The 21,424-nt window shown below is 71.9% G+C and carries 19 protein-coding genes; 12 read left to right on the top strand and 7 right to left on the bottom strand.

What is annotated here, in order from left to right; translation table 11 throughout:
- Positions 1 to 223: 223 nt before the first annotated feature.
- Entirely contained in the window at positions 224 to 886 is a 663-nt protein-coding gene (locus ABB07_RS14785) for an RNA polymerase sigma factor (RefSeq protein WP_208899160.1), read from the top strand.
- Positions 886 to 2,022 carry a hypothetical protein gene (locus ABB07_RS14780; protein WP_208899159.1) on the top strand — a complete coding sequence of 379 codons (1,137 nt, stop codon included), beginning with the start codon at positions 886 to 888 and terminating at the stop codon, positions 2,020 to 2,022. The genes ABB07_RS14785 and ABB07_RS14780 overlap by 1 nt, the downstream gene beginning before the upstream one ends.
- Before the next feature lie 212 nt (positions 2,023 to 2,234).
- Here ABB07_RS14780 and ABB07_RS14775 read toward each other — a convergent pair whose 3' ends face one another.
- The gene (locus ABB07_RS14775; RefSeq protein WP_208899158.1) at positions 2,235 to 3,086 is read right to left on the bottom strand and encodes a L,D-transpeptidase family protein; all 852 of its coding nucleotides are present in this window, start codon (positions 3,084 to 3,086) and stop codon (positions 2,235 to 2,237) included.
- An 82-nt stretch (positions 3,087 to 3,168) separates the two neighbouring features.
- Between ABB07_RS14775 and ABB07_RS14770 the strand changes: the two genes are divergently transcribed.
- From ABB07_RS14770 to leuE, 3 genes are all read left to right on the top strand, one after another.
- A complete protein-coding gene (locus tag ABB07_RS14770; protein WP_208899157.1) occupies positions 3,169 to 4,749 on the top strand; it encodes an acyl-CoA mutase large subunit family protein in 1,581 nt (526 codons plus the stop codon).
- A 93-nt stretch (positions 4,750 to 4,842) separates the two neighbouring features.
- Positions 4,843 to 5,424 carry a Uma2 family endonuclease gene (locus ABB07_RS14765; protein WP_244189361.1) on the top strand — a complete coding sequence of 194 codons (582 nt, stop codon included), beginning with the start codon at positions 4,843 to 4,845 and terminating at the stop codon, positions 5,422 to 5,424.
- Positions 5,425 to 5,470: 46 nt separating this feature from the next.
- On the top strand, positions 5,471 to 6,121 hold the full coding sequence (leuE, locus tag ABB07_RS14760; RefSeq protein WP_208899155.1) for a leucine efflux protein LeuE: 651 nt from the start codon (positions 5,471 to 5,473) through the stop codon (positions 6,119 to 6,121).
- 7 nt (positions 6,122 to 6,128) lie between these two features.
- Here leuE and ABB07_RS14755 read toward each other — a convergent pair whose 3' ends face one another.
- Positions 6,129 to 7,499 carry an FAD-dependent monooxygenase gene (locus ABB07_RS14755; protein WP_208899154.1) on the bottom strand — a complete coding sequence of 457 codons (1,371 nt, stop codon included), beginning with the start codon at positions 7,497 to 7,499 and terminating at the stop codon, positions 6,129 to 6,131.
- A 71-nt stretch (positions 7,500 to 7,570) separates the two neighbouring features.
- Between ABB07_RS14755 and ABB07_RS14750 the strand changes: the two genes are divergently transcribed.
- Positions 7,571 to 8,221 (top strand): TetR/AcrR family transcriptional regulator C-terminal domain-containing protein, encoded by a 651-nt coding sequence (locus ABB07_RS14750; protein WP_208899153.1) that lies wholly within the window; start codon positions 7,571 to 7,573, stop codon positions 8,219 to 8,221.
- Here ABB07_RS14750 and ABB07_RS14745 read toward each other — a convergent pair.
- The 3 genes from ABB07_RS14745 to ABB07_RS14735 are packed head-to-tail and all read right to left on the bottom strand — an operon-like array spanning position 8,214 to position 11,697.
- On the bottom strand, positions 8,214 to 9,350 hold the full coding sequence (locus ABB07_RS14745; protein WP_208899152.1) for an acyltransferase family protein: 1,137 nt from the start codon (positions 9,348 to 9,350) through the stop codon (positions 8,214 to 8,216). The genes ABB07_RS14750 and ABB07_RS14745 overlap by 8 nt on opposite strands.
- Before the next feature lie 38 nt (positions 9,351 to 9,388).
- The gene (locus ABB07_RS14740; RefSeq protein ID WP_208899151.1) at positions 9,389 to 10,723 is read right to left on the bottom strand and encodes a polysialyltransferase family glycosyltransferase; all 1,335 of its coding nucleotides are present in this window, start codon (positions 10,721 to 10,723) and stop codon (positions 9,389 to 9,391) included.
- Positions 10,720 to 11,697, bottom strand: a complete 978-nt coding sequence (locus ABB07_RS14735; protein ID WP_208903447.1) for a glycosyltransferase family 2 protein — start codon at positions 11,695 to 11,697, stop codon at positions 10,720 to 10,722. The genes ABB07_RS14740 and ABB07_RS14735 overlap by 4 nt, the downstream gene beginning before the upstream one ends.
- Before the next feature lie 198 nt (positions 11,698 to 11,895).
- Here ABB07_RS14735 and ABB07_RS14730 point away from each other — a divergent pair, with 198 nt between their 5' ends.
- The 4 genes from ABB07_RS14730 to ABB07_RS14715 all read left to right on the top strand — a co-directional run bounded on the left by ABB07_RS14730 (position 11,896) and on the right by ABB07_RS14715 (position 16,950).
- Positions 11,896 to 13,209 carry a DUF6716 putative glycosyltransferase gene (locus tag ABB07_RS14730; RefSeq protein WP_208899150.1) on the top strand — a complete coding sequence of 438 codons (1,314 nt, stop codon included), beginning with the start codon at positions 11,896 to 11,898 and terminating at the stop codon, positions 13,207 to 13,209.
- Positions 13,210 to 13,232: 23 nt separating this feature from the next.
- Positions 13,233 to 14,780: an N-acylneuraminate cytidylyltransferase gene (locus tag ABB07_RS14725; RefSeq protein ID WP_208899149.1), complete on the top strand. Its 1,548-nt coding sequence runs from the start codon at positions 13,233 to 13,235 to the stop codon at positions 14,778 to 14,780.
- Positions 14,781 to 14,793: 13 nt separating this feature from the next.
- Positions 14,794 to 15,732 carry an N-acetylneuraminate synthase family protein gene (locus ABB07_RS14720; RefSeq protein ID WP_208899148.1) on the top strand — a complete coding sequence of 313 codons (939 nt, stop codon included), beginning with the start codon at positions 14,794 to 14,796 and terminating at the stop codon, positions 15,730 to 15,732.
- Positions 15,733 to 15,798: 66 nt separating this feature from the next.
- Positions 15,799 to 16,950, top strand: a complete 1,152-nt coding sequence (locus ABB07_RS14715; protein ID WP_208899147.1) for a hypothetical protein — start codon at positions 15,799 to 15,801, stop codon at positions 16,948 to 16,950.
- Here ABB07_RS14715 and ABB07_RS14710 read toward each other — a convergent pair.
- Positions 16,947 to 17,636, bottom strand: a complete 690-nt coding sequence (locus ABB07_RS14710; RefSeq protein WP_208899146.1) for a DUF5701 family protein — start codon at positions 17,634 to 17,636, stop codon at positions 16,947 to 16,949. The genes ABB07_RS14715 and ABB07_RS14710 overlap by 4 nt on opposite strands.
- A 140-nt stretch (positions 17,637 to 17,776) precedes the next feature.
- On the bottom strand, positions 17,777 to 18,430 hold the full coding sequence (locus ABB07_RS14705; RefSeq protein WP_208899145.1) for a class I SAM-dependent methyltransferase: 654 nt from the start codon (positions 18,428 to 18,430) through the stop codon (positions 17,777 to 17,779).
- A 234-nt stretch (positions 18,431 to 18,664) separates the two neighbouring features.
- On the opposite strand from ABB07_RS14705, the gene ABB07_RS14700 reads away from it, so the two are divergent.
- Positions 18,665 to 19,900: an amidohydrolase gene (locus ABB07_RS14700; protein WP_208899144.1), complete on the top strand. Its 1,236-nt coding sequence runs from the start codon at positions 18,665 to 18,667 to the stop codon at positions 19,898 to 19,900.
- 399 nt (positions 19,901 to 20,299) lie between these two features.
- Entirely contained in the window at positions 20,300 to 21,358 is a 1,059-nt protein-coding gene (locus tag ABB07_RS14695; protein WP_208899143.1) for a BMP family lipoprotein, read from the top strand.
- The last annotated feature ends 66 nt before the right edge of the window (positions 21,359 to 21,424 follow it).

Raw genomic sequence — 21,424 nt, 5'->3', positions numbered from 1 at the left:
GAGAGGCCCCGGCCGTCGCGCTGCCGGGCCGCGTGCGGCCCGTACTCTCTACAGCGCCGAGCGTGCCGTATCTGTCACACCCGGCCACCGCCGATCCTCACCCTGCGCACATCCGTACCCGGTCACGAGTTAGTTGCATCTTCTACAGACATGGACGTGGAGCGGTTTCACGCCGTAACGTGCCTTTCGCGCCGACCGGGAAACAAGGCGTAAAGGGAGTCAGGTGCTGGGGGACGACGCGGAGCTGACCGCCGCGGTGCGATCGGCACAGGACGGTGACGAGACCGCGTTCCGTACTGTGTACCGCGCGGTGCATCCACGCCTGCTCGGATACGTCCGCACGCTGGTCGGCGATCCGGACGCCGAGGACGTGGCGTCCGAGGCCTGGCTGCAGATCGCCCGCGACCTCGACCGGTTCAGCGGAGACGCCGACCGCTTCCGCGGCTGGGCCGCCCGCATAGCCCGCAACCGCGCCCTGGACCACATACGGATGCGCGGCCGCCGCCCCGCCATAGGCGGCGACGAGACGGAACTCACCGGCCGGCCCGCCGAGTCCGACACGGCCGGCGAGGCCATCGAGGCCCTGGCCACCGGCAGCACCCTCTCCCTCATCGCGCGGCTGCCGCAGGACCAGGCCGAGGCGGTCGTCCTGCGTGTCGTGGTCGGCCTCGACGCCAAGAGCGCCGCCGAGACCCTCGGCAAACGCGCCGGTGCCGTACGCACCGCGGCGCACCGCGGCCTGAAGCGGCTCGCGGAGCTGCTCGGCGACGATCCGGAATCGGCCGGCGTGCTCGACGCGCTCCCGCCCCAGCGAGAACCGCGCGGCCGCGCGGTGTCGTCCGCAGGTGTGACGGATACGCGTGCGCGGACGCAGAAGGACATGTGATGGCCGACGAGCAGTACAAGTGGCTGAACCGGGAGACGGCGGAACGCCTGCTGCGCGGTGAGTCGCTGGAAGCCGTCGACGCCTCCGCCCGTGACCAGGCCGAACGCCTCTCCCGGGCGCTCGGCGCGCTGACCTCGCAGACGGCCCCCGCCGCCGACGAACTGCCCGGTGAGCAGGCCGCCCTCGCCGCGTTCCGCAAGGCCCGCGAGGCCGCCGGCACCGAAGGCAGCACCGCGGACCGGGCCGGCGACACCGCCCGCTCGTCCGCGCCCGGCGCCGACGCGGGCCTGGTCCGCATCGGCACCCCGGCCCGTACCGGAATCCCGGCCCGCCGCCGCCCCCGCTGGGGCCGCCCGGTGCGGCTGGCGCTGGCCGCGGCGGTGGCCGTGGGCACGGTCGGCGGGGTCGCCATGGCCGCCGGGACCGGGGTGTTGCCCACGCCGTTCGGGCCCGAGCACCCCGCCTCCTCCTCCTCCTCCGTCTCCGCCGACCCGAGCTCCGGATCGGCGCTCGCCTCGGTCCCGCAGGGCACTCCGGGGGCGACCGTGAGCCCGGGCGCGCCGAGCGGCAGCGCGGGCACGCACCCCGGCGCCTCCGGCGCGGCCGTCGGACCGGGCGACCACACCGGCAAGAGCACCCCGCCGGGCAGCGGCGACCCCTCCGGCACCCCGGGCGGCCGGTGGAAGGACGCGGCCTCGGCCTGCCGGGACATCAGGGACGGCAGGGAACTGGACGCCGGCCGCCGGCGCGCCCTGGAGAACCTGGCCGGCGGCAGCGCCCGGGTGAGCCGGTACTGCAAGGCCGTCCTGGCCACCGTCGACTCGGTCGACGGCGCGACGGGCGGCGGCAAGGGCGACGACAAGGGCGACAAGGGCAAGGGCAAGGGAAGCGGCCAGGGCGACGACGAGGGCCACCCCGGCCACGGCGGCGACGGTCACCCCGGCTGGTGGGGCGGCAACGGCGGCAAGGGCGACGGCGGCGGCAAGGGCAACGGCGGCAAGGGCAACGGCGGCGGCAAGGGCCGGCACGGCGACGACGTCGCGTCCGCTCCCTCGGCCCTCTCCCCGGCCCGCCACACCTGGACGACCGGCACCGTGCTCGGCCCGGTACCGAGCCCGACGTACACCGCGCTCTGACCCCGATTGCCCGTCTGACCTGCGGTTTCGTGGGCCGCGAAAAATTCTTCGCGCGGGGTGTGACGTTTTTGGAGCCCCGTACGCAGTACTGAGTGAGCCGACTGGTCATCGGCCGTCGCACTGAGCCGGGGTTCCCCCCGTACCCACGGCTCGTGCACCTGGCGCGGGCGGGACACGTTCCCCCGGTCCCGCCCGCGCCCCGCAATCCCGCCTCACCAGTGGACGACCACCTTGTCGCCCACCCGCACCTGAGCGAAGAGCTGCTGGATCGCGGCCTCGTCCCGGACGTTCACGCACCCGTGCGAGGCTCCCGCGTAACCGCGCGCCGCGAAGTCGGACGAATAGTGCACGGCCTCGCCTCCGCTGAAGAACATCGCGTACGGCATCGGCGAGTGGTAGAGCGTCGACACCCAGCTCCGCTCCTTCCGGAAGACGTGGAAGACGCCCTCCCGGGTCGGCGTGTACTGGGCCCCGAACCGCACCGCCGTCGTGGCGAGCGTCCGCCCGTCGACCATCCAGCGCAGCGTCCGCGTCGTCTTGTCGATGCACAGCACGCGTCCGGTCAGGCAGCGCGGGTCGGGCGCGCCGGCCGGCTGACCGCCCATCAGATACAGCTCCCACGTGCCCGGCGGGTGCGTCATCTCCACCAGCCGCTGCCAGGTGACGCTGTCCGTCCGCCCGGTCCGCGGCAGCCCGCGCTTGCCCTGGAAGCCCCGCACGGCCTGCTCGGTCGGACCGTCGTACGACCCCGTCGGCCCGTCGAACAGCCACGCCACCTGGCGCAGCCGGGCCTGCAGCTCCCGCACGCCCGGCCCGCTGTCACCGCGCGCGTACAGGATCCGGGGAGCGGGCGCGGGGACGGGCGCGGGCGAGGAGGACCGCTCCGGACGGGCGGGCTCGGCCGGGCGGCTCGCCGGGATCTGTGCCGGGCGCTGGACGTGCACCGGGGCCCGGGGTTTGCCGTCGGCCTCCGCGGGCTGCACGCTGCAGCCGCACAGGGCGGTGAGCGCGGCGAGGGCGGTGGCCGAGGTGAGCACGGCGGCGGGTCTTCGCGAGATCGTCATGCCGGGATGCTTCCCCGCGTGACCGCCGCCGAACGACGGGGCATGGTGAGGGGGTGACAGGACGCGCAACCCGGAGGCATCCATGACGCGTGAGTCGGAGTCGGGACTGCCCATCGAGCAGGTCTACGGGCCGCAGGACCTGCAGGGCTGGGACCCGGCCGGGAAACTGGGCGAACCGGGCACGTACCCCTTCACCCGCGGGGTCTACCCGACGATGTACACCGGCCGGCCCTGGACCATGCGCCAGTACGCCGGCTTCGGCACCGCCGCCGAATCGAACGCCCGCTACCGGCAGCTGATCGCCCACGGCACCACGGGCCTCTCGGTCGCCTTCGACCTGCCCACCCAGATGGGCCACGACTCCGACGCGCCCCTCGCGCACGGCGAGGTCGGCAAGGTGGGCGTGGCGATCGACTCGGTCGAGGACATGCGGGTGCTGTTCGACGGCATCCCGCTGGACCAGGTGTCGACCTCGATGACGATCAACGCCCCGGCGGCCCTCCTGCTGCTCCTCTACCAGCTGGTGGCCGAGGAGCAGGGAGCGCGCGCCGACCGGCTGACCGGCACCATCCAGAACGACGTGCTGAAGGAGTACATCGCGCGGGGGACGTACATCTTCCCGCCGAAGCCCTCCCTGCGCCTGACGGCGGACATCTTCAAGTACTGCACCGCAGAGATCCCGAAGTGGAACACGATCTCGATCTCCGGCTACCACATGGCCGAGGCGGGCGCCTCGCCCGTCCAGGAGATCGCGTTCACGCTGGCGGACGGCATCGAGTACGTCCGTACGGCGGTCGCGGCAGGCATGTCCGTCGACGACTTCGCGCCCCGCCTGTCCTTCTTCTTCGTGGCCCGTACGACGCTGCTGGAGGAGGTCGCCAAGTTCCGCGCCGCCCGCAGGATCTGGGCGCGCGTGATGCGCGAGGAGTTCGGCGCCCGCAACCCCAAGTCCCTGATGCTCCGCTTCCACACCCAGACGGCGGGCGTCCAGCTGACGGCCCAGCAGCCGGAGGTGAACCTGGTGCGGGTCGCCGTACAGGCCCTGGCCGCGGTGCTGGGCGGCACCCAGTCCCTGCACACCAACTCCTTCGACGAGGCGATCGCGCTGCCGACCGACAAGTCCGCCCGGCTGGCCCTGCGCACCCAGCAGGTGCTGGCGCACGAGACGGACGTGACGGCGACGGTGGACCCGTTCGCGGGCTCCTACGCGGTGGAGCGGATGACCGACGACGTGGAGGAGGCGGCCGTCGACCTGATGCGCAGGGTCGAGGACCTGGGCGGGGCGGTCGCGGCGATCGAGCGGGGCTTCCAGAAGTCCGAGATCGAGCGGAACGCCTACCGGATCGCCCAGGAGACCGACTCCGGGCAGCGGGTGGTCGTCGGCGTCAACCGCTTCCGGCTGGACGAGGAGGAGCCGTACGAGCCCCTGCGCGTCGATCCCGCCATCGAAGCCCGGCAGGCGGAACGCCTGGAGAAGCTCCGGGCCGAGCGGGACCAGCGGGCGGTGGACGCGGCGCTGGACGCGCTGCGGAAGGCGGCGGAGGGCGAGGAGAACGTCCTGTATCCGATGAAGGAGGCGCTGCGGGGGCGGGCGACGGTGGGGGAGGTGTGCGGCGCGCTCCGCGGGGTGTGGGGGGCTTATGAGCCGTCGGAGGTGTTCTGAGCTGGGTGATTCCCTCGAATGGGTGATCGAGGGCGGAATCCGCACGTGCCCGGATACGCTCGTGAAGAGTGAGTCCCCGAAATGGAGGATGCCGTGGCTGTACTGCAACACGAGCTGACGTTGGGCGAGGCCGCCGACCTGCTCTCCCGTGCACTGCCTGGGCACCGCGTGGAGATTCTCCAGGGGAGGCTCACCGTGACACCGCCGCCGGACGGTTCGCATGCGCTGTCGCTGACGAAGCTCGGTAGGGCATTCGACCGAGCAGGGATTGTCGATGTGGGCGGCGAGTATGTCCAGGGCGTCGGCCTTTGGTTGCCCACACTGCCTGAGGACTTCGCGATTCCCGACTTCTCGGTCGTCGATGAGGACTTCCGTGACGCCCATGTCACGAAGAACTACTACGCACCGAACGTCTTCCGTCTGGTCGTGGAAGTGACATCGACGAACTGGTCAGACGACTTGGGCCCCAAGGTCGAGTGCTACGCCCAGGCCGACATCCCGGTTTACATCGTGGCCGACCGCAAGCACGACGAGGTCCTCCTCTACACCAACCCGGCCGACGGCAAGTACCCCGACCCCGTCCGCTACAAGCGAGGCCAGTCCGTCCCCGTCCCCGAATCCGTCGGCGTCACCCTCGACCTCCCCGTGGACACCCTCCTCGACGGCGACGACTGACCCGGCCCGAACCGGAGTGTCGTACCCCCGTGCGACACTCCTTTCCATGTTCGGCGTCATCGATCTCCCCACCTATCTGGCAGGACTCGTCCTGATCGTCCTGCTGCCCGGGCCCAACTCCCTGTACGTCCTCTCCGTGGCCGCCCGGCGCGGAGTCCGGGCCGGTTACACCGCGGCCGCGGGAGTGTGGTGCGGGGACACCGTGCTGATGACGCTGTCCGCCGCCGGGGTCGCCTCGCTGCTCAAGGCCAACGCCGTGCTGTTCGGGATCGTGAAGTACGCCGGTGCCGGGTATCTGACCTGGCTGGCGATCGGCATGCTGCGGGCCGCCTGGCAGATGTGGCGGACCCGGCGGGAGAAGGCCGTCGAGGAGGACGCCCCGTCCACCGCCGGGTACGAACGGCCTTTCCGGCGCGCCTTCGTCGTCAGCCTCTTCAACCCCAAGGCGATCCTGTTCTTCGTCGCCTTCTTCGTGCAGTTCGTCGACCCGGACTACGCCTACCCGGCCCTGTCCTTCGTCGTCCTCGGCGCGTTCGCCCAGCTGGCCAGCTTCCTGTACCTCAGCGCGCTGATATTCAGCGGCACCCGGCTCGCCGCCGCGTTCCGGCGCCGCAGGCGGCTCTCGGCGACGGCCACCTCGGCGGCGGGCGCGCTGTTCCTCGGGTTCGCGGTGAAGCTGACGCTGGCCAGCGCGTAGCGCAGGGTCAGGCACCCACCCCGGCCAGGTAGGCCCGGACCCCGTCCGCCGTGTCGCCCGCCCAGCCCACATAGCCGTCGGGCCGGACCAGGAACACCCCCGGGCCGTACGACTCGGGAGCGGCGGGCAGCGCCCGTACCCCGGCGACCGGGGTGTCCGCGCCCAGCAGCGTCCAGTGCGGCCCCCGGAACACGTCGAAGAGGCGGATCCCGGACACCGTGCCGTCGGGGGCGCGGTCGCCCGCCCGGACGCCGGTCGGGTCGGTCCGCGTCTCGGCGCTCAGGGACGACTCCCGGTAGCCCAGCCCGAGTTGCATGGTCGCCTGTCCGCGCCGTACCTCGCCGCGGTGCACGCCCGTCGAGAGGTCCAGCATGGCCGCCGCGGTCGCCCGGCGCTCCTCCTCATAGGTGTCGAGCAGGGCGTCCGGCGCCCCGCCGCGCAGCACCGCGCCCAGCTTCCAGCCCAGGTTGTAGGCGTCCTGGACGCTGGTGTTCAGGCCCTGGCCGCCGGCCGGGGAGTGCACGTGGGCCGCGTCGCCCGCGAGGAAGACCCGGCCCACCCGGAAGCGGTCCGCGAGGGCGGCGCGTGGCCGGAAGTCGGACGCCCAGCGCAGCTCCGTCACGTCGTCGGCGTCCAGATGGGTGTACCCGGCGACGATCTTGCGGATGCCGTCGAGGGACAGGTCGAGGTCCGTGCCGTCCGGGAAGCGCCCCGCCAGCTGGAAGTCCTGTGTGGCGGGCAGCGGGCACAGCAGGACCCCGCTGTCGTCGGATCCCGGAAACGCGTGCCAGTGGTCCCGGTCCAGGCCCCGCACCCGTACGTCCGCCACCAGGAACGGCACCGGGTCCACCGTCTCCCCGGTCATGCCCACACCCACCGCGCGCCGGACCACCGAGCGGCCGCCGTCGGCCGCCACGACATAGCGCGCGCGGACCGTCGTACCGTCGGCGAAGCGCGCGGTCACCCCGTCCGGGTCCTGCTCCAGGTCCGTCAGTTCGCGTCCGAAGGCCACCTGGCCGCCCAACTCCCGCAGCCGGGCGTGCAGGACCTCCTGCGTCCGCCACTGCGCGACCATCCACGGCTCGGCGTACGGCGTGCCCTCGTCCGCCTCGATCCGCTCGAACATCGGCCGCTCGCCGACCCGTTCGCCGTCCTTCCAGATCATCCGCACCGGAACGGGACCGCCCGCCGCGCGGATCTCCGCCAGCACCCCGAGGTCGTCGAAGACCTCCAGGGTGCGGGGCTGCAGGCCCTTGCCGCGCGAGCCGGGGAACAGGGCCTGCGCCCGCTCCACCACCAGTGCCTCCACCCCGCGCCGGGCCAGGTCGATGCCCAGGGTCAGGCCGGTGGGACCCGCGCCCACGATCAGGACGTCCATCACATATCCCCTTAACGTTGTTAAGTGCTGGCGATCGCAAGCGTGCCCTTAACGCTGTTAAGCTGTCAAGTGTGAGCCCCGAGAAACGCGCCCCCCTCGACCGCCGACGCGTCGCGGACACCGCACTGCGGCTGCTGAACGAGGTCGGTCTGGACGGCCTGACCCTGCGCGCCATCGCGAAGGAGCTGGACGTCAAGGCGCCCGCGCTGTACTGGCACTTCAAGGACAAGCAGGCACTGCTGGACGAGATGGCGACGGAGATGTACCGGCGGATGCTCGCCGGCACCGTGCTCGACCCCGCCGACACCTGGCAGCAGCGGCTGCGCGGGACCGGCCGCGGACTGCGCGCCGCGCTGCTCGGCTACCGCGACGGCGCCAAGGTGTTCAGCGGCTCGCGTTTCACCGGCACGGACCACGCCCCCGTCCTGGAGGCCCACCTGCGGCTTCTGACGGACGCCGGGTTCACCCTCGCCCAGGCCGTCCACGCGGGCCGCACCGTGAACGCGTACACCATCGGCTTCGTCACCGAGGAACAGGGCGTGCAGCCCCTCCCGGGCGAGCGCCGGGAGGGGTACGACGTCGAGGAACGCGCCCGGCGCCTGGCCGAGTACCCGCTCGCCGCCGAGGTCGGAACGCTGCTCTTCGACGGTTACGACGAGCAGTACGAGGAGGGACTCGCGATCGTGATCGCGGGCGTCGGGGCGCGGTACGGGATCAGCTGAGCGCGGGCGGCGTGCGCTTCAGCGCCCGCTTCAGCAGCGGACCGAACGGCCTCTCCACGAACCGGTGGATCAGCCAGGCCAGCACCAGCATGCCCAGCACGGTCACCGCGAGCGTCGGCCAGGCGGGCAGGCCGAGACCCCGGTGCAGCACCCGGATGACGAACCAGCCCAGGTGCTCGTGGACCAGGTAGAACGGGTACGTCAGCGCGCCCGCCGTGACCAGCCACGGCCAGGAGGCCCGGCGCGTCCAGCCCAGCGCCACGGCGGCGACGGCCGCGAAGGCGACCGTGACGATCAGGACGACGACGTACGGGTCGCGGTGCGGGTGCGCGCCCCACAGGCCGCGCGTGGCCGAGCTCTGCGCGAGCAGCCAGGACATCGCCACGATGCCCCACGCCAGCAGGTCGCTGCCGAAGCGGTGGATCAGGTACAGCGCCAGACCGCCGATGAAGAAGAAGGCGTAGTCCGGCATGACCACCTGGTTCAGCAGCTCGTTGCCCGACGTGCGGCACAGCACCGCCGCCAGCGCCCATACCGAGCAGAACAGCACCACCCGGCGGTAGGTCACCCCGCGCAGCACGACGAGCAGCGCGAAGAGGGCGTAGAAGCGGACCTCGACCCAGAGCGTCCAGCACACGCCCAGGACGCGGGTCGCGCCCATCGGCTGCTGCAGCATCGTCAGGTTGACCAGGAACTCGTCGAGACGCACCGGGTGCACGACGACGGGCAGGGCGAGGGACGCCCCCGTGACCAGGAGCAGCGCCACCCAGTAGGCGGGGTAGAGGCGGGCGACCCGGGAGCGGAAGAAGTCGCCGAGGGTGCGGCCCCAACTGCTCATGCAGATCACGAAACCGCTGATGACGAAGAAGAACTGCACGCCGAAGTTGCCGTAGACGGCGGCCCGGGACAGCCCCGGGAAGAGGTGGCCCGGACTGCCGTGCCAGGACGCCGAGACCGTGCCGCCACGACCGGTGTAGTGGTAGAGGCAGACCATCAGCGCGGCGACGAGCCGCAGCCCGTCCAGGGCGAGCAGGCGGCCCCGGCGCGGGCCGGGGGCGGCCGGGACCTCGGCCGCCCGGCCTATGAGAGGGCCGGGCGCCGGGACGACGCCGGAGGGTGGAGCGGCCATGTGCGCTTTCCTTCCTGGTCCGTGGTCCTGGTCCGTGGTCAGCCGCGGGCGCCGCGCCGCAGGCTCCGCGCCTTCTTCGCCATCCGGCGGACCGTCGCGTTGCGCGGGATGAACGCCAGCTGGGCGGGCACCCCGCCGGGCAGGGCCAGCGAGGTCAGCCGCCGGCGCTTGAAGTAGCGCAGGGTGTGCTGGTTCAGGTTCCGCGCGAGCCAGGTCTCGGCCTCGGCGCGCAGCCCCGGGTAGATCTTCGGCTGCATCGCGAAGCCCACCGCGCGGAGCAGCGCGCCGAGCGCCTCGACCGCCATGCCGGTGTGCTGCTCGGTCACCGCCCCGCGGTCGCCGAGGTCGGGCAGCAGCGCGTCGACGATGGTCACCGGGACCCGGTTGCTGTTCTCGTACGGCGTCAGTTGCTCCAGCAGCAGCCCGGTCCCGATCCGGGCGACCGGCAGGCCGTACAGGGCCTGCGCCGTGAGCAGGGCGGTGGAGAAGCAGCCGACGACCAGCGCGGGACGCATCCGCTGGTACAGCACCTCGGCGAGGACCGGGGTGTCGAGCACGGTCAGCTCCACCTCCAGCCGCTCCGCCCGCTGCTCCAGCAGGCGGGTGAAGCGGGCCGGGGCGGACGGGTGCGGCTTGAACACCACCCGGGAGTGGCCGAGTCGGGCGGCCCCCTCGAGCATCCGCACATGCAGGTTCTCCTCCTGCTCGGCGGTGAGGATGTCCAGCGCCGACAGATACTGGCCGAGCAGCAGCGCGGGCTCCTCGATCCGCGGCAACTCCTCGTCCGAGGGCGCCAGTTCGGCGAGCACCTTGGTGAAGGCAGGCGTCGGCACGAGCTCCGCGGGCACGTCGAACTCGGTGAGCAGCAGCGGCTTCAGGCCCGGCACCAGGTCCAGGTGGAGCACCCGGTCCACGCGGGTGCCGACCAGCGGGTCGATCTTGTTGCGGGTGGGACCGTAGCTCATCAGGCCGTCGGCGTAGACCGTCACCGGGGCGTCCGTGAAGATCTGCGCGAGCGCGTGGGCCGGGTTGACCTGGATGGACTCCACGGCCAACTCGACGTCGTCTTCGCCCAGTTGCCACTCGTGCCGCAGGAAGCGTTCCCACAGCGGCATGTCGTCCACCCGGGGCGCCCAGCCGCCCGGGTGGAACGGGAAGATCGTGTCGTTGTACAGGATCACGTCGTCGAAGCGGTCGCGCAGCTTCTCGAAGCCGGGCGCCTCGTCCAGCGCGGGCGTGGTCTCGGGCGTGGCCGCGTTGTTGCACACCAGCAGGATCCGCCGGTCGGCCGGGCGGAAGCAGCCGGAGTCCAGGGCGGCGGCGAGCGTGGCCGTGCCGTACAGCGTCGACGCCTGGAAGATCTGGGTGGTCACGCGGCGGCCCCCGCGGAGGCGGGACGGCGGCGCAGCCGGCGCAGCTTGCCGGCGCGCTGGAGATCCATCGAGTCCAGCGCGTCGTCCAGCACGTCCTGCGGCATGCGCCGCAGGGCAGCGGCACTCATGGATTTCAGTTTCTTCGCCACCGCGGGCTCGAACCTTTCGATGGATCCCAGATGATGGGAAATGATGGCGCAATAGGTACGGACGGCCTTCGGCAACAGCTGGTCGGCGTCCCGGTCCTGGGCGGTTTCCGCGACGACCTGATCGAATGCCCGAATGAAATCGAGTTGCCGGACATCGCCGATCTGGGTGAGCGAGGAAGCCACGCCACGCCGGTAGAACACCCCGAGCAGGCTCACCGCGGCGAAGGACTCCGCCTCCCGGTGCAGCTTCCAGATCCACGGCCGGTCCTCCGCCGTGCGCAGCCCGTCGGTGAAGTGCAGCAGCCCCTTGTCCAGCAGCCGGCGGTGGTAGACGCCCGCCCACGCGTACGCGTAGTCGACGGAGGTGGACCGGTCGGTGGGCAGGATCGCCTCCCGCGGGTCCAGCACCACGTTCCGCCGGCCGACGGGCACCCGGTTCACGACGCGCGACCGCGCGGTGCACTGCACATGGTCGGTGCGGATGAAGTCGCAGCCGAGTTCGTCCATCGCCGTGACCAGCCGCGGGAAGTACCCGGGGGCGAGCCAGTCGTCGCCGTCCAGGAACGTCAGGTACGCGCCGCGCGCCCGGTCGATACCGGTGTTGCGGGCGGTCGCCAGCCCCCCGTTCCGCTCGTGCCGGACGTAGACCGCGCCGGGCAGCTCGCGCTCCGCGCGCGCGAGAATCTCTGGTGTCCCGTCGCGGGAACAGTCGTCGACGAGAATGAATTCGAAGTCCTCACGCGCGTTCGCCTTCAGGCTCCTGAGCGTGTCGGGCGCGTATTGCTGCACGTTGTAGAACGGCACGATGACGGAGAGCTTGACCACGGCTTGAACGTTAGGGCGAACCCCGTCATTCGTCTTGACCGACTGCTTGATGCTGAGTGAACGGCACGTGGCGAAGCTGTGAACCGGGCTTTTTTCCGGTGCTCTCGCGGCCCGATTCGCCATTCGGCGATGTGCTGTTAACCGTTTGTTGCATTCGGGTTGGGCGGAACCTCGGAATGGCTTCCTAGCGTCTTCGGCGTGCCAGCAAGTGCTACGAAGTCCCTGCGGGTCGCCGTCCTCGCCGATTCCGACACCCGGTGGAAGTGGGGCGCCCTCACCGCGCGGCGCCTCGCCCCCACGGACGCCGGGATCCGGCTCGACGGCTACCTCCTGCGGGGGCGCGCCACCCCGACAGCGCGTCAGCTGAAGGAGGTCGGCGTCCGGGCGGACTCCCTGCGCGAGGTCACCGGCGTCGAGTTCCTGCGCGCCATGGACGAAGCGTCGTACGACGTCCTCGTCCTGGCGCTGGTCGGCGGCGGCGTCCAGGCCATGCTGCACGGGCTGCGCGCCACCTGGGCGGGTGCCGGCCGTCGCCCCGTCGTCGTCACCGGGTACGTCGGTGTCGTCTACGAGAAGCTCGCCGACGGCCTGCTGCTGCGGCACGGCGCCGACCTCGTCCTCGCCAACTCCCGCCACGACGCGGACCGGTTCCGGGCCGTGTACGAGGGCGTGGGCGCCGACGCCTCCTCGGTCACCGAGGTCGCGCTGCCGTTCCTCGGCGGGGCGCCGTACACCGGTGAACACGAGCCGTACACGGTCGTCTTCGCCGCCCAGCCGTCCGTCCCGGACAGCCGCAAGGACCGCGCCTACCTGCTCAACCGGCTGATCGGGCACGCCCGGAAGCACCCCGAGCGCGAGGTGCTGCTGAAGCTGCGCTCCAAGCCCGGCGAACACACCACCCACATCGAGGAGTTGCCGTACCAGAAGCTGGCCCAGGGCCAGGACCTGCCCGCCAACTTCCGCCTGGTGTACGGCCACATGGGCGAGGTGCTGGACCGCACCGACCTGCTCGTCACGGTCAGCTCCACGGCCGCCCTGGAGGCCCTGCACCGCCGTATCCCCACGGTGATCCTGACCGACCTGGGCGTGCGCGAGGTGCTCGGCAACCACCACTTCACCGGCTCCGGGTGCCTCGCCTCCTGGGACCAGCTGGACGCCGGGCACCGGCCGGTGGCCGACGAGGACTGGGTGGCCCGGCAGGGCGTCGCTGCCGACGGCTCGTACGAGACGGCCTTCGACGCCGCCCGCGAACGCATCGCCAAGCTGCTCGACCGCCCCGGCGGCCTGCCGCCCCTGAACCCCTACTACACCCCCGAGACCGCGCCCGGCTATCTGCCCGGCATCCTCGCCCGGCACCACCTCGGCCCCGACGGCGTCCCGCTGCCCGGCGCGCCCGCCGCCGACAAGGAGCCCGGACCGGTCCGCCAGATCGTGCGCCGCGCCGCGCGTGGCGCCTACCGCCACGGCGTGCAGCGCGTCGCCCCGGTGATCCGCCGGATGGGGGAGCTGTGACCTCATCGCAAGGAGTAGATCCCATGTCCAACCCGGAAGCGGGCCACGGCGCGACGGTGCGCCGGGTGCTCGCGGTGATCCCCGCCCGCGGCGGCTCCAAGGGCGTGCCCGCGAAGAACCTCGCGCCGCTCGGCGGCGTCCCGCTGGTGGCGCGCGCGGTGCGCGAGTGCCGGGCCACCCGGCTGGTCACCGACGTCGTCGTCTCCACCGACGACCAGGCCATCGCCGCCGCCGCCCGGGAGGCGGGCGCCGAGGTCGTGCTGCGGCCGGCCGCCATCGCCGGGGACACGGCGACCTCCGAGGCCGCGGTCCTGCACGCCATGGACGCCCACGAGGCGCTGCACGGCGCGGCCGTCGACGTGGTCCTGCTGGTGCAGTGCACCAGCCCGTTCATCGTCCGCGAGGACATCGACGGTGTCGCGTCGGCGGTGCTCGAGGGCGGCGCCGACACCGCCCTGACGGTCGCGCCGTTCCACGGCTTCGTCTGGCGGGAGACGGTCGACGAACTCCCCGCGCAGGGCGGTCCGTCGTCCGGCGCCGCGGTGCCGGAGGGCCGGTCGGCAGCGCAGGTCCCGGTGAGCCTGCCCCGCCCGGCAGCCGGCCCCGTCAGGGCCTCGGCGGCGGCAGCGCCGGGCCCGACCACGACGCCTGGCACGGCCCCGGTGACCGCGGCGCCGGGCGGCGGTCCCGTCGTTCCCGCGTCGGCCGCGGGGGGTTACGGCGGTGGCTCCGCCGCTTCCGCGTCGGCCGCGAGGGGTTGTGGCGGCGGCCCGGTCGTTCCTGCGTCGACCGCTGGAGGCCATGGCCCCGCCGTTCCCGCGCCGACCGCCGGAGGCCACGGCGTCAACCACGACAAGTCCTTCCGGCCGCGCCGCCAGGACCGCCCCCAGGACTTCCTGGAGACCGGCGCCGCCTACGCCATGGACGCGGCGGGCTTCCGCAAGCACCAGCACCGCTTCTTCGGCCGTACGGAACTCGTCCGCACCGATCCCGCCCGGGTGCTGGAGATCGACGACCCGCACGACCTCGCCCGCGCCCGCGCGCTGGCCCCCCTCTTCGACGCGGACCGCCCGGGTTCGCTGCCCACCTACGACGACATCGACGCCGTAGTCCTCGACTTCGACGGCACCCAGACCGACGACCGGGTGCTGATCGACTCCGAGGGACGGGAGTTCGTCTCCGTGCACCGCGGCGACGGACTCGGCATCGCGGCCCTGCGCCGAAGCGGCCTGAAGATGCTGATCCTGTCCACGGAACAGAACCCTGTGGTCGCCGCCCGCGCCCGGAAGCTGAAGCTCCCCGTGCTGCACGGCATCGACCGCAAGGACCTCGCGCTGAAGCAGTGGTGCGAGGAGCAGGGCATCGCGCCGGAGCGCGTGCTCTACGTCGGCAACGACGTCAACGACCTGCCGTGCTTCGCCCTCGTCGGCTGGCCCGTGGCGGTCGCGAGCGCCCACGACGTCGTACGCGGCGCCGCACGCGCGGTCACCACCGTCCCCGGCGGTGACGGCGCGATCCGAGAGATCGCCAGCTGGATCCTCGGCCCCTCTCTCGATTCCCTCCCCAAGTAAGGACATCCCCCTGATGAGCACCAACTCCCGTCTGCGTACGTTCGGTTCCCGCGAGGTCGGCCCCGGCAAGCCCGTCTACATCTGCGGCGAGATCGGCATCAACCACAACGGTGAGCTGGAGAACGCCTTCAAGCTGATCGACGTGGCCGCCGCGGCCGGCTGCGACGCGGTCAAGTTCCAGAAGCGCACCCCGGAGATCTGCACCCCGCGCGACCAGTGGGACATCGAGCGCGACACCCCCTGGGGCCGGATGACCTACATCGACTACCGCCACCGCGTGGAGTTCGGCGAGGACGAGTACCGCCAGATCGACGAGTACTGCAAGGAGAAGGGGATCGACTGGTTCGCCTCCCCGTGGGACACCGAGGCCGTCGCCTTCCTGGAGAAGTTCGACGTCCCCGCCCACAAGGTGGCCTCCGCGTCCCTGACCGACGACGAGCTGCTGCGCGCGCTCCGCTCCACGGGCCGCTCGGTCATCCTCTCCACCGGCATGTCGACGCCGAGGCAGATCCGCCACGCGGTCGAGGTCCTGGGCAGCGACAACATCCTGATGTGCCACGCCACCTCGACGTACCCGGCGAAGGCCGACGAGCTGAACCTCCGCGTGATCAACACGCTGGAGAAGGAGTACCCGAACGTCCCGATCGGCTACTCCGGCCACGAGACCGGCCTGCAGACGACGCTGGCCGCGGTCGCGCTGGGCGCGGTCTTCGTCGAGCGTCACATCACCCTCGACCGCGCCATGTGGGGCTCCGACCAGGCCGCGTCCGTGGAGCCGCAGGGCCTGGAGCGCCTGGTCCGCGACATCCGCGTGATCGAGGCGTCCCTGGGTGACGGCGTCAAGAAGGTCTACGACTCCGAGCTCGGCCCGATGAAGAAGCTGCGCCGCGTCACCGGTGTCGTCGCCGAGGCGGAGATCGCGGCGGCGGCGGGCGAGCCGGTCTCGGTCTGAGCACCGGCCGCCTGAGCCCCTTCGGATTCCCTTCGGATTCCCTCACGACGGGACGGTCGTACGCCGATGAGCCCCCGCGCCGGTCACGCCGGCCACCCTCCCCGCACGCTCGCCTTCGTGGAGAGCCCGGTCCAGCTGCTCAACGTGCTGGAGTGGGCGCATCTGCGCGGACTGGGCGGCCCGGAGCAGCCGGATCCGCTGCCGTCCGTGCCCGCCCAGGTGCGGCGGACCGTGGCCGGCGGCCCGGCACGGACCGGCGCGGACCTCACGGTCGTCGTCCTGTCCCCGACCGACCCCATGACCCGGGGCCAGCTGCGCCGCATGGCGGACCTGGCCCGGGACGAGGGGTACCGGGTGCGCTGGGAGGAGGCGCGGGGCGGCCCGGCCGCGCCCTTCTCCACGATCGGCGGCCTGGCGGGCCCCTTGAGAAGGGCCAAGCGGATCGTCATGGGAGACCCGTTCTCCCGGTACGTGCAGTTGCTGTTGACGATCACCCGGGCGAAGGACCTGGTCGTGGTCGACGACGGCACGGCGACGATGGAGTTCGTCGCCCAGCTGGCCCGGGGCGAGCGGCTGGTCCGCTGGCACCGCAAGGGCGGCCGCCCGGGAGCCCGGGACCTGCTGTTCGCCCCGGTGTCGTCCTCGGCCCGCCGCCGCCTGACCCCGAGCGCCCGCCGGAGCGTGGAGGTCTTCTCCTCCATGCCGGTCACCGAGACCCCGGACGGCGTCACGGTCACCGCGAACGACTTCTCCTGGACCCGGGCCCGCTTCGGTCCGCCGCGCATCACCAAGGGTGCGGACATGGTCGGAACCTCCCTGGTGGAAACGGGAGTCGTGGACGGCGACGCGTATCTGGAGGCGGTTCGTCACCTGTCCCGGACGCACGGTGCCACGCGCTACTTCGCCCACCGCAGGGAGAGCGCGGAGAAACTCCACCGCCTGGCCGCCGAGACCGGTCTGGAGATAGTCCGCCCGGACCTCCCGCTCGAGGTGATCGCCCGCCGGGGCCCGATCGGCCGTACGATCCTCAGCTTCCCGTCGACGGTCGTCCACACCCTGCCACTGGCGCTGGTGGGCACGGGGGTGAGAGTGGCGGTGTGCGACATCGACCCGACCTGGCTGACCGAGACCGCGTCCCCCCGGGCCCAGGGTTTCCTGTCCGGGGTGACGGGCACGGCACGGGACGTACACCGGCTGGCGGCGGTGAGCCCGGCCTAACCGCCCAGGTCCTGGCCTCGCCGGCCCGCCGCGGACGCGAAGCCCAGCCAGGTGTGCCGGTTGCCCGCCCAGCACCAGCCGACCTTGGGGGCGTCGCGGCGCTCGCGGCCGTCCCGCCCGGTGCCGTTGCTGATCCACAGCGCCGGGGTACGGGCGTCCAGGGCGCCGCCCGGCTTGCGCAGCCTGGAGCCGATGGTCATGAAGCAGTGGTTGCGCTCCAGGACGGTGGGCTGCTGCAGCACCCAGTGGATGCCCTCGGTGAGCAGCAACGGCGTGCGGGACTCTGCGGTGAGGGCGGGCAGTGCCTCGGCAGGGCTCCAGTTGGCCATCGTGTCGCCTCGGTCGAGGCCGGTGAGGAGGTGGAGCGGAGTGTCGGGCAGCACGACCGTGTCGAGCGGGGCGAACAGGTCGACGTCGTCCATGTCGGTGACGACGAAGCCCGGCTTGCCGTCGCGGCGGAGCAGCGGAGCGAGCGCGGACGCGGGGGCCCGGTCCGGGTGAACGGCGAGCAGGGCGCCGCCGTCGCAGCCTGCAGCGGCCCCGGCTGCGGCGGCGAAGCCACGGAGCTCTTCGGCGGGCACCCCGGCGATCTCGTGCACCCCCAGCTCGATCAACCGCTCGGCCTGTGCGCTCAGGGGCGGGAGTAAGGGCAGAACGCTGGAGGCGGCGGGCGTGGTCGCGGACATGATCCTCCCAGGGACGGCGATCGCGGACGGGCCGGGGGCGGGCCTGGTGGGGCCCATGTGGCCCAGAGGTGGCCCGGAGGCGGGCTCAGGGCCAACGAGGCGGGCCGCCGGAAGGTTCCCGCTATGGGGGCCGACGATCGTCAGGGCTTGCGGGCCAGTACGAACGCGCGTGCCCTTTTCTCCTCGCCGGCCGGCTCCCGGCGGACCGTCGCCACCAGGTCGAGGTCGGCCTCCGCCAGCAGCGCTGTGATCTGGTCCGGGGTGCGCCAGTAGTAGTCGAGGTCGATCTCGTGGCCGAAGCGTTCGGGCAGGTGCAGGTGGCCGGGCTCCTCGGAGGTCTGGAAGGCGAGGAGGACGTGCCCGCCGGGCTGGAGGGTGCGGTGGATCTCGGCGCAGGCCGTCGGCAGGTGGGCGTCGGGGACGTGGATCGTCGAGTACAGGGCGAGGACGCCGCCCAGGGTGGCGTCCGGCAGGTCCAGGGACGTCATCGAGCCGATGTGGAAGCGCAGTTGGGGGTAGGTGTCGCGGGCCAGCGTCACCATGGCGGGGGAGAGGTCGACGCCGAAGGCCGGGACGCCCAGCTCGTCCAGGAGCGCGGTGACGTGGCCGGGGCCGCTGCCCAGGTCGGCCACGGGGGCCGGGCCGTGCTCGGTGACCAGCTCGGCGAAGGCCGTGATCACGGCGCGGTCGAGCGGGTGCCGGCCGCCGGGCGGGAACTGGGCGGCGTAGTCCTTGGCGATCGCGTCGTAGGAGGTGCGGGTCGTCTGCAGGAAGCTCTCGGTCGCGTCCGTCACGGGTGCGCACCCTAGCCGGACGCGACGCGCGCTGTGGTCCGGTTCGTGGACATGGCGAGCGTGACTGTACCGAGGCGTGGTATCCGTGGAAGAAGGAAAGAAGGGTTTTACCCATCAGAGTCCGCCGCCATGCGTCCGCCGGTCAGATTTTCTTCCCCTAACGGGCTGAACTTTTGTTGATCGAGGGGTAGTTGACCAGCCGGGCGTCCTACCCTTCAGAGGGTGAAGCAATTGATGTCCCTAGAGTCCGAGGCCGGCCTCGCGGGGGATGTGCTCCCCGGCGTGCTGAGCGCAGCCCTGCACGCCGAACTCGTCGCCTTCCGTCGCGACTTGCACATGCACCCTGAGCTGGGCAATCAGGAGTTCCGTACGACCGCCGCGATCAAGGAGCGGCTGGAGCTGGCCGGGCTTCGGCCCCGGGTGCTCGCCAAGGGAACCGGACTCGTGTGTGACATCGGTGTGGCGGAGGGTGAGCGGCCGGCCCTACCGCTGCTGGCCCTGCGGGCGGACATCGACGCCCTGCCCATCCCGGACACGAAGAGCGACTGCCCGTACCGGTCGACCGTGCCCGACCGGGCCCATGCGTGCGGGCATGATGTGCACACGACCGTCGTGCTCGGGACGGGGCTCGTCCTCGCCGACCTGCACGCCAAGGGCCTGCTGCCCCGGCCGGTCCGGCTGATCTTCCAGCCCGCCGAGGAGGTGCTGCCCGGCGGCGCGCTGGACGCCATCGAGGACGGGGTGCTCAAGGGGGTCGAGCGGATTCTCGCCGTGCACTGCGACCCCCGCGTCGACGCCGGGAAGATCGGACTGCGGCACGGCGCCATCACCAGTGCGTGCGACCGGCTGGAGATCTCGCTCGACGGGCCCGGCGGGCACACCGCCCGGCCGCACCTGACCACCGACCTGGTCACCGCCGCCGCCCGCGTCGCCACCGACGTGCCCGCGCTGATCGCCCGCCGTGTCGACACCCGGGCCGGGCTGGCCCTGACCTGGGGGCGGATCGAGTCGGGGCACGCGCCGAACGTGATCCCGCAGCACGCCGAGCTGTCAGGCACCGTGCGCTGCCTGGACCTGGAGGCCTGGCGGCAGGCCCCGGACATCGTGCACGCGGCCATCGACGAGGTCGCCACCATGCACCGCGCCAAGTCCGAGATCACCTACGTGCGCGGGGTCCCGCCCGTCGTCAACGACCGCGAGTCCACCGATCTGCTGCGCCGGGCCATGGCCGCGCGCCGGGGCCGGGACTCCGTCGAGAGCACCGAGCAGAGCCTCGGCGGCGAGGACTTCTCCTGGTACCAGGAGCACGTCCCCGGCGCCATGGCCCGGCTCGGGGTCCGGCGGCCCGGCGAGCGCACCGTGCGCGATCTTCACCAGGGTGACTTCGACGCCGACGAGCACGCGATCACGGTCGGCGTGGAGATGTTCACGGCGGCGGCCTTCCTGGAGCCGAACGGAACACAGGGCTGAGCGAGCCGAGCGCAGGGCCTGAGCGAGCCGAGCGCAGACCTGAGCGAGCCCAGCACACGGTGAGCCGGCCGAGCGCCCGGCTGAGCCGGCCGAACGGAGCACAGGGCTGAGCTCGCGGCCCCCGCGGCGCTGCCCCGGGGGTCTTTCCCCTGGCCGGCGCAACACAGTCGTAAGCCATTCGTACACGGTGCGCAACAGCCCTCTGCAAGAGGTCGAGACCACGTGTTCAGACGCTGTTTGCCTCGAATCGATAACGGCTTCGAGAGGGGGTGTTTTGCGACATCTACGCGCGTTACGATGCCGCGAAGCCGACGCCGCCGGGGCGTTTCGGCTCGAGCACTGGCATGGTGCTCACATCAAGCGCCGACACGGCGCTCAGGTCAGGTGAAGGAGCCTCCCGTGCGCCGGGTAGCCAAGCTTTCCGCTGCGTGTGCCGCCACCGCAGCCCTCGCACTGACTGCCACCGCGTGTGGCAGCACGTCCTCCGACAACAACGCCTCGTCCTCCGCCTCCTCGGGTGGCGGCAAGGGCATCAAGATCGGCCTCGCCTACGACGTCGGCGGCCGTGGTGACCGGTCCTTCAACGACTCCGCCGCGCGCGGTGCCGACAAGGCCGAGAAGGAGTTCGGCGGTTCCATCAAGGAGCTGACCGCCAAGACCTCCGACACCGAGGCCGACCGCGAGCAGCGCCTGTCGGACCTGGCCCAGGCGGGCTACAACCCGATCGTGGCGGTCGGTTTCTCCTACGCCTCGGCCGTCGACAAGATCGCGAAGCAGTACCCGAAGACCAGCTTCGGCATCGTCGACTCGGTCGTGAACGCGAAGAACGCCGACAGCATCACCTTCACCGAGGAGCAGGGCTCCTACCTCGCCGGTGTCGCCGCGGCGCTGAAGAGCAAGGCGCACCACATCGGCTTCATCGGCGGCGTCGACGTCCCGCTGATCAAGAAGTTCGAGGCGGGTTACGTCCAGGGCGCCAAGGCCACCGACCCGAAGATCAAGGTCGACACCCAGTACCTGAGCCACGGCTCGGACTTCTCCGGCTTCGCCAGCCCCGACAAGGGCAAGGCGGCCGCGCAGGGCATGCTCGACAACGGCGCCGACGTGATCTACTCGGCGGCCGGCTCCTCCGGCAACGGTGCCATCGAGGCCGTCAACGGCAAGAAGGGCACCTGGGCCATCGGCGTGGACTCGGACCAGTACAACATCCCGGGTCTGGCCAAGTACAAGAACTCGATCCTGACCTCCATGGTCAAGAACGTCGACGTCGGCGTGTACGACTTCATCAAGTCCGTGCACGACGGCAAGCCGCTGACCGGCCTCAACGCCTACTCCCTCGCAAAGAACGGTGTCTCGCTGGCCACCAGCGGCGGCTTCATCGCCGACATCCAGCCCAAGCTGGACGCCGCGAAGAAGGACATCGTCGACGGCAAGATCAAGGTCAAGACGACCCCGTGACCCGAGCGGTACGGCCGGGCCGCCGACCCGGCGGTCCGGCCGTACCGTGGGACTTGAGGCTCGGCG

Origin of the sequence: Streptomyces incarnatus, assembly GCF_001027185.1 — a bacterium.
GTDB lineage: Bacteria > Actinomycetota > Actinomycetes > Streptomycetales > Streptomycetaceae > Streptomyces > Streptomyces puniciscabiei.
The sequence above is the reverse complement of the archived record's forward strand: the minus strand, read 5'-3'. Positions and strand labels throughout refer to the sequence as shown.

Coding starts and splice junctions, on each gene's coding strand:
- ABB07_RS14780 (WP_208899159.1), top strand. CDS start 886: ATGGCCGACGAGCAGTACAAGTGGCTGAACCGGGAGACGGCGGAACGC.
- ABB07_RS14775 (WP_208899158.1), bottom strand. CDS start 3,086: ATGACGATCTCGCGAAGACCCGCCGCCGTGCTCACCTCGGCCACCGCC.
- ABB07_RS14770 (WP_208899157.1), top strand. CDS start 3,169: ATGACGCGTGAGTCGGAGTCGGGACTGCCCATCGAGCAGGTCTACGGG.
- leuE (WP_208899155.1), top strand. CDS start 5,471: ATGTTCGGCGTCATCGATCTCCCCACCTATCTGGCAGGACTCGTCCTG.
- ABB07_RS14755 (WP_208899154.1), bottom strand. CDS start 7,499: ATGGACGTCCTGATCGTGGGCGCGGGTCCCACCGGCCTGACCCTGGGC.
- ABB07_RS14745 (WP_208899152.1), bottom strand. CDS start 9,350: ATGGCCGCTCCACCCTCCGGCGTCGTCCCGGCGCCCGGCCCTCTCATA.
- ABB07_RS14725 (WP_208899149.1), top strand. CDS start 13,233: ATGTCCAACCCGGAAGCGGGCCACGGCGCGACGGTGCGCCGGGTGCTC.
- ABB07_RS14720 (WP_208899148.1), top strand. CDS start 14,794: ATGAGCACCAACTCCCGTCTGCGTACGTTCGGTTCCCGCGAGGTCGGC.
- ABB07_RS14715 (WP_208899147.1), top strand. CDS start 15,799: ATGAGCCCCCGCGCCGGTCACGCCGGCCACCCTCCCCGCACGCTCGCC.
- ABB07_RS14710 (WP_208899146.1), bottom strand. CDS start 17,636: ATGTCCGCGACCACGCCCGCCGCCTCCAGCGTTCTGCCCTTACTCCCG.
- ABB07_RS14700 (WP_208899144.1), top strand. CDS start 18,665: ATGTCCCTAGAGTCCGAGGCCGGCCTCGCGGGGGATGTGCTCCCCGGC.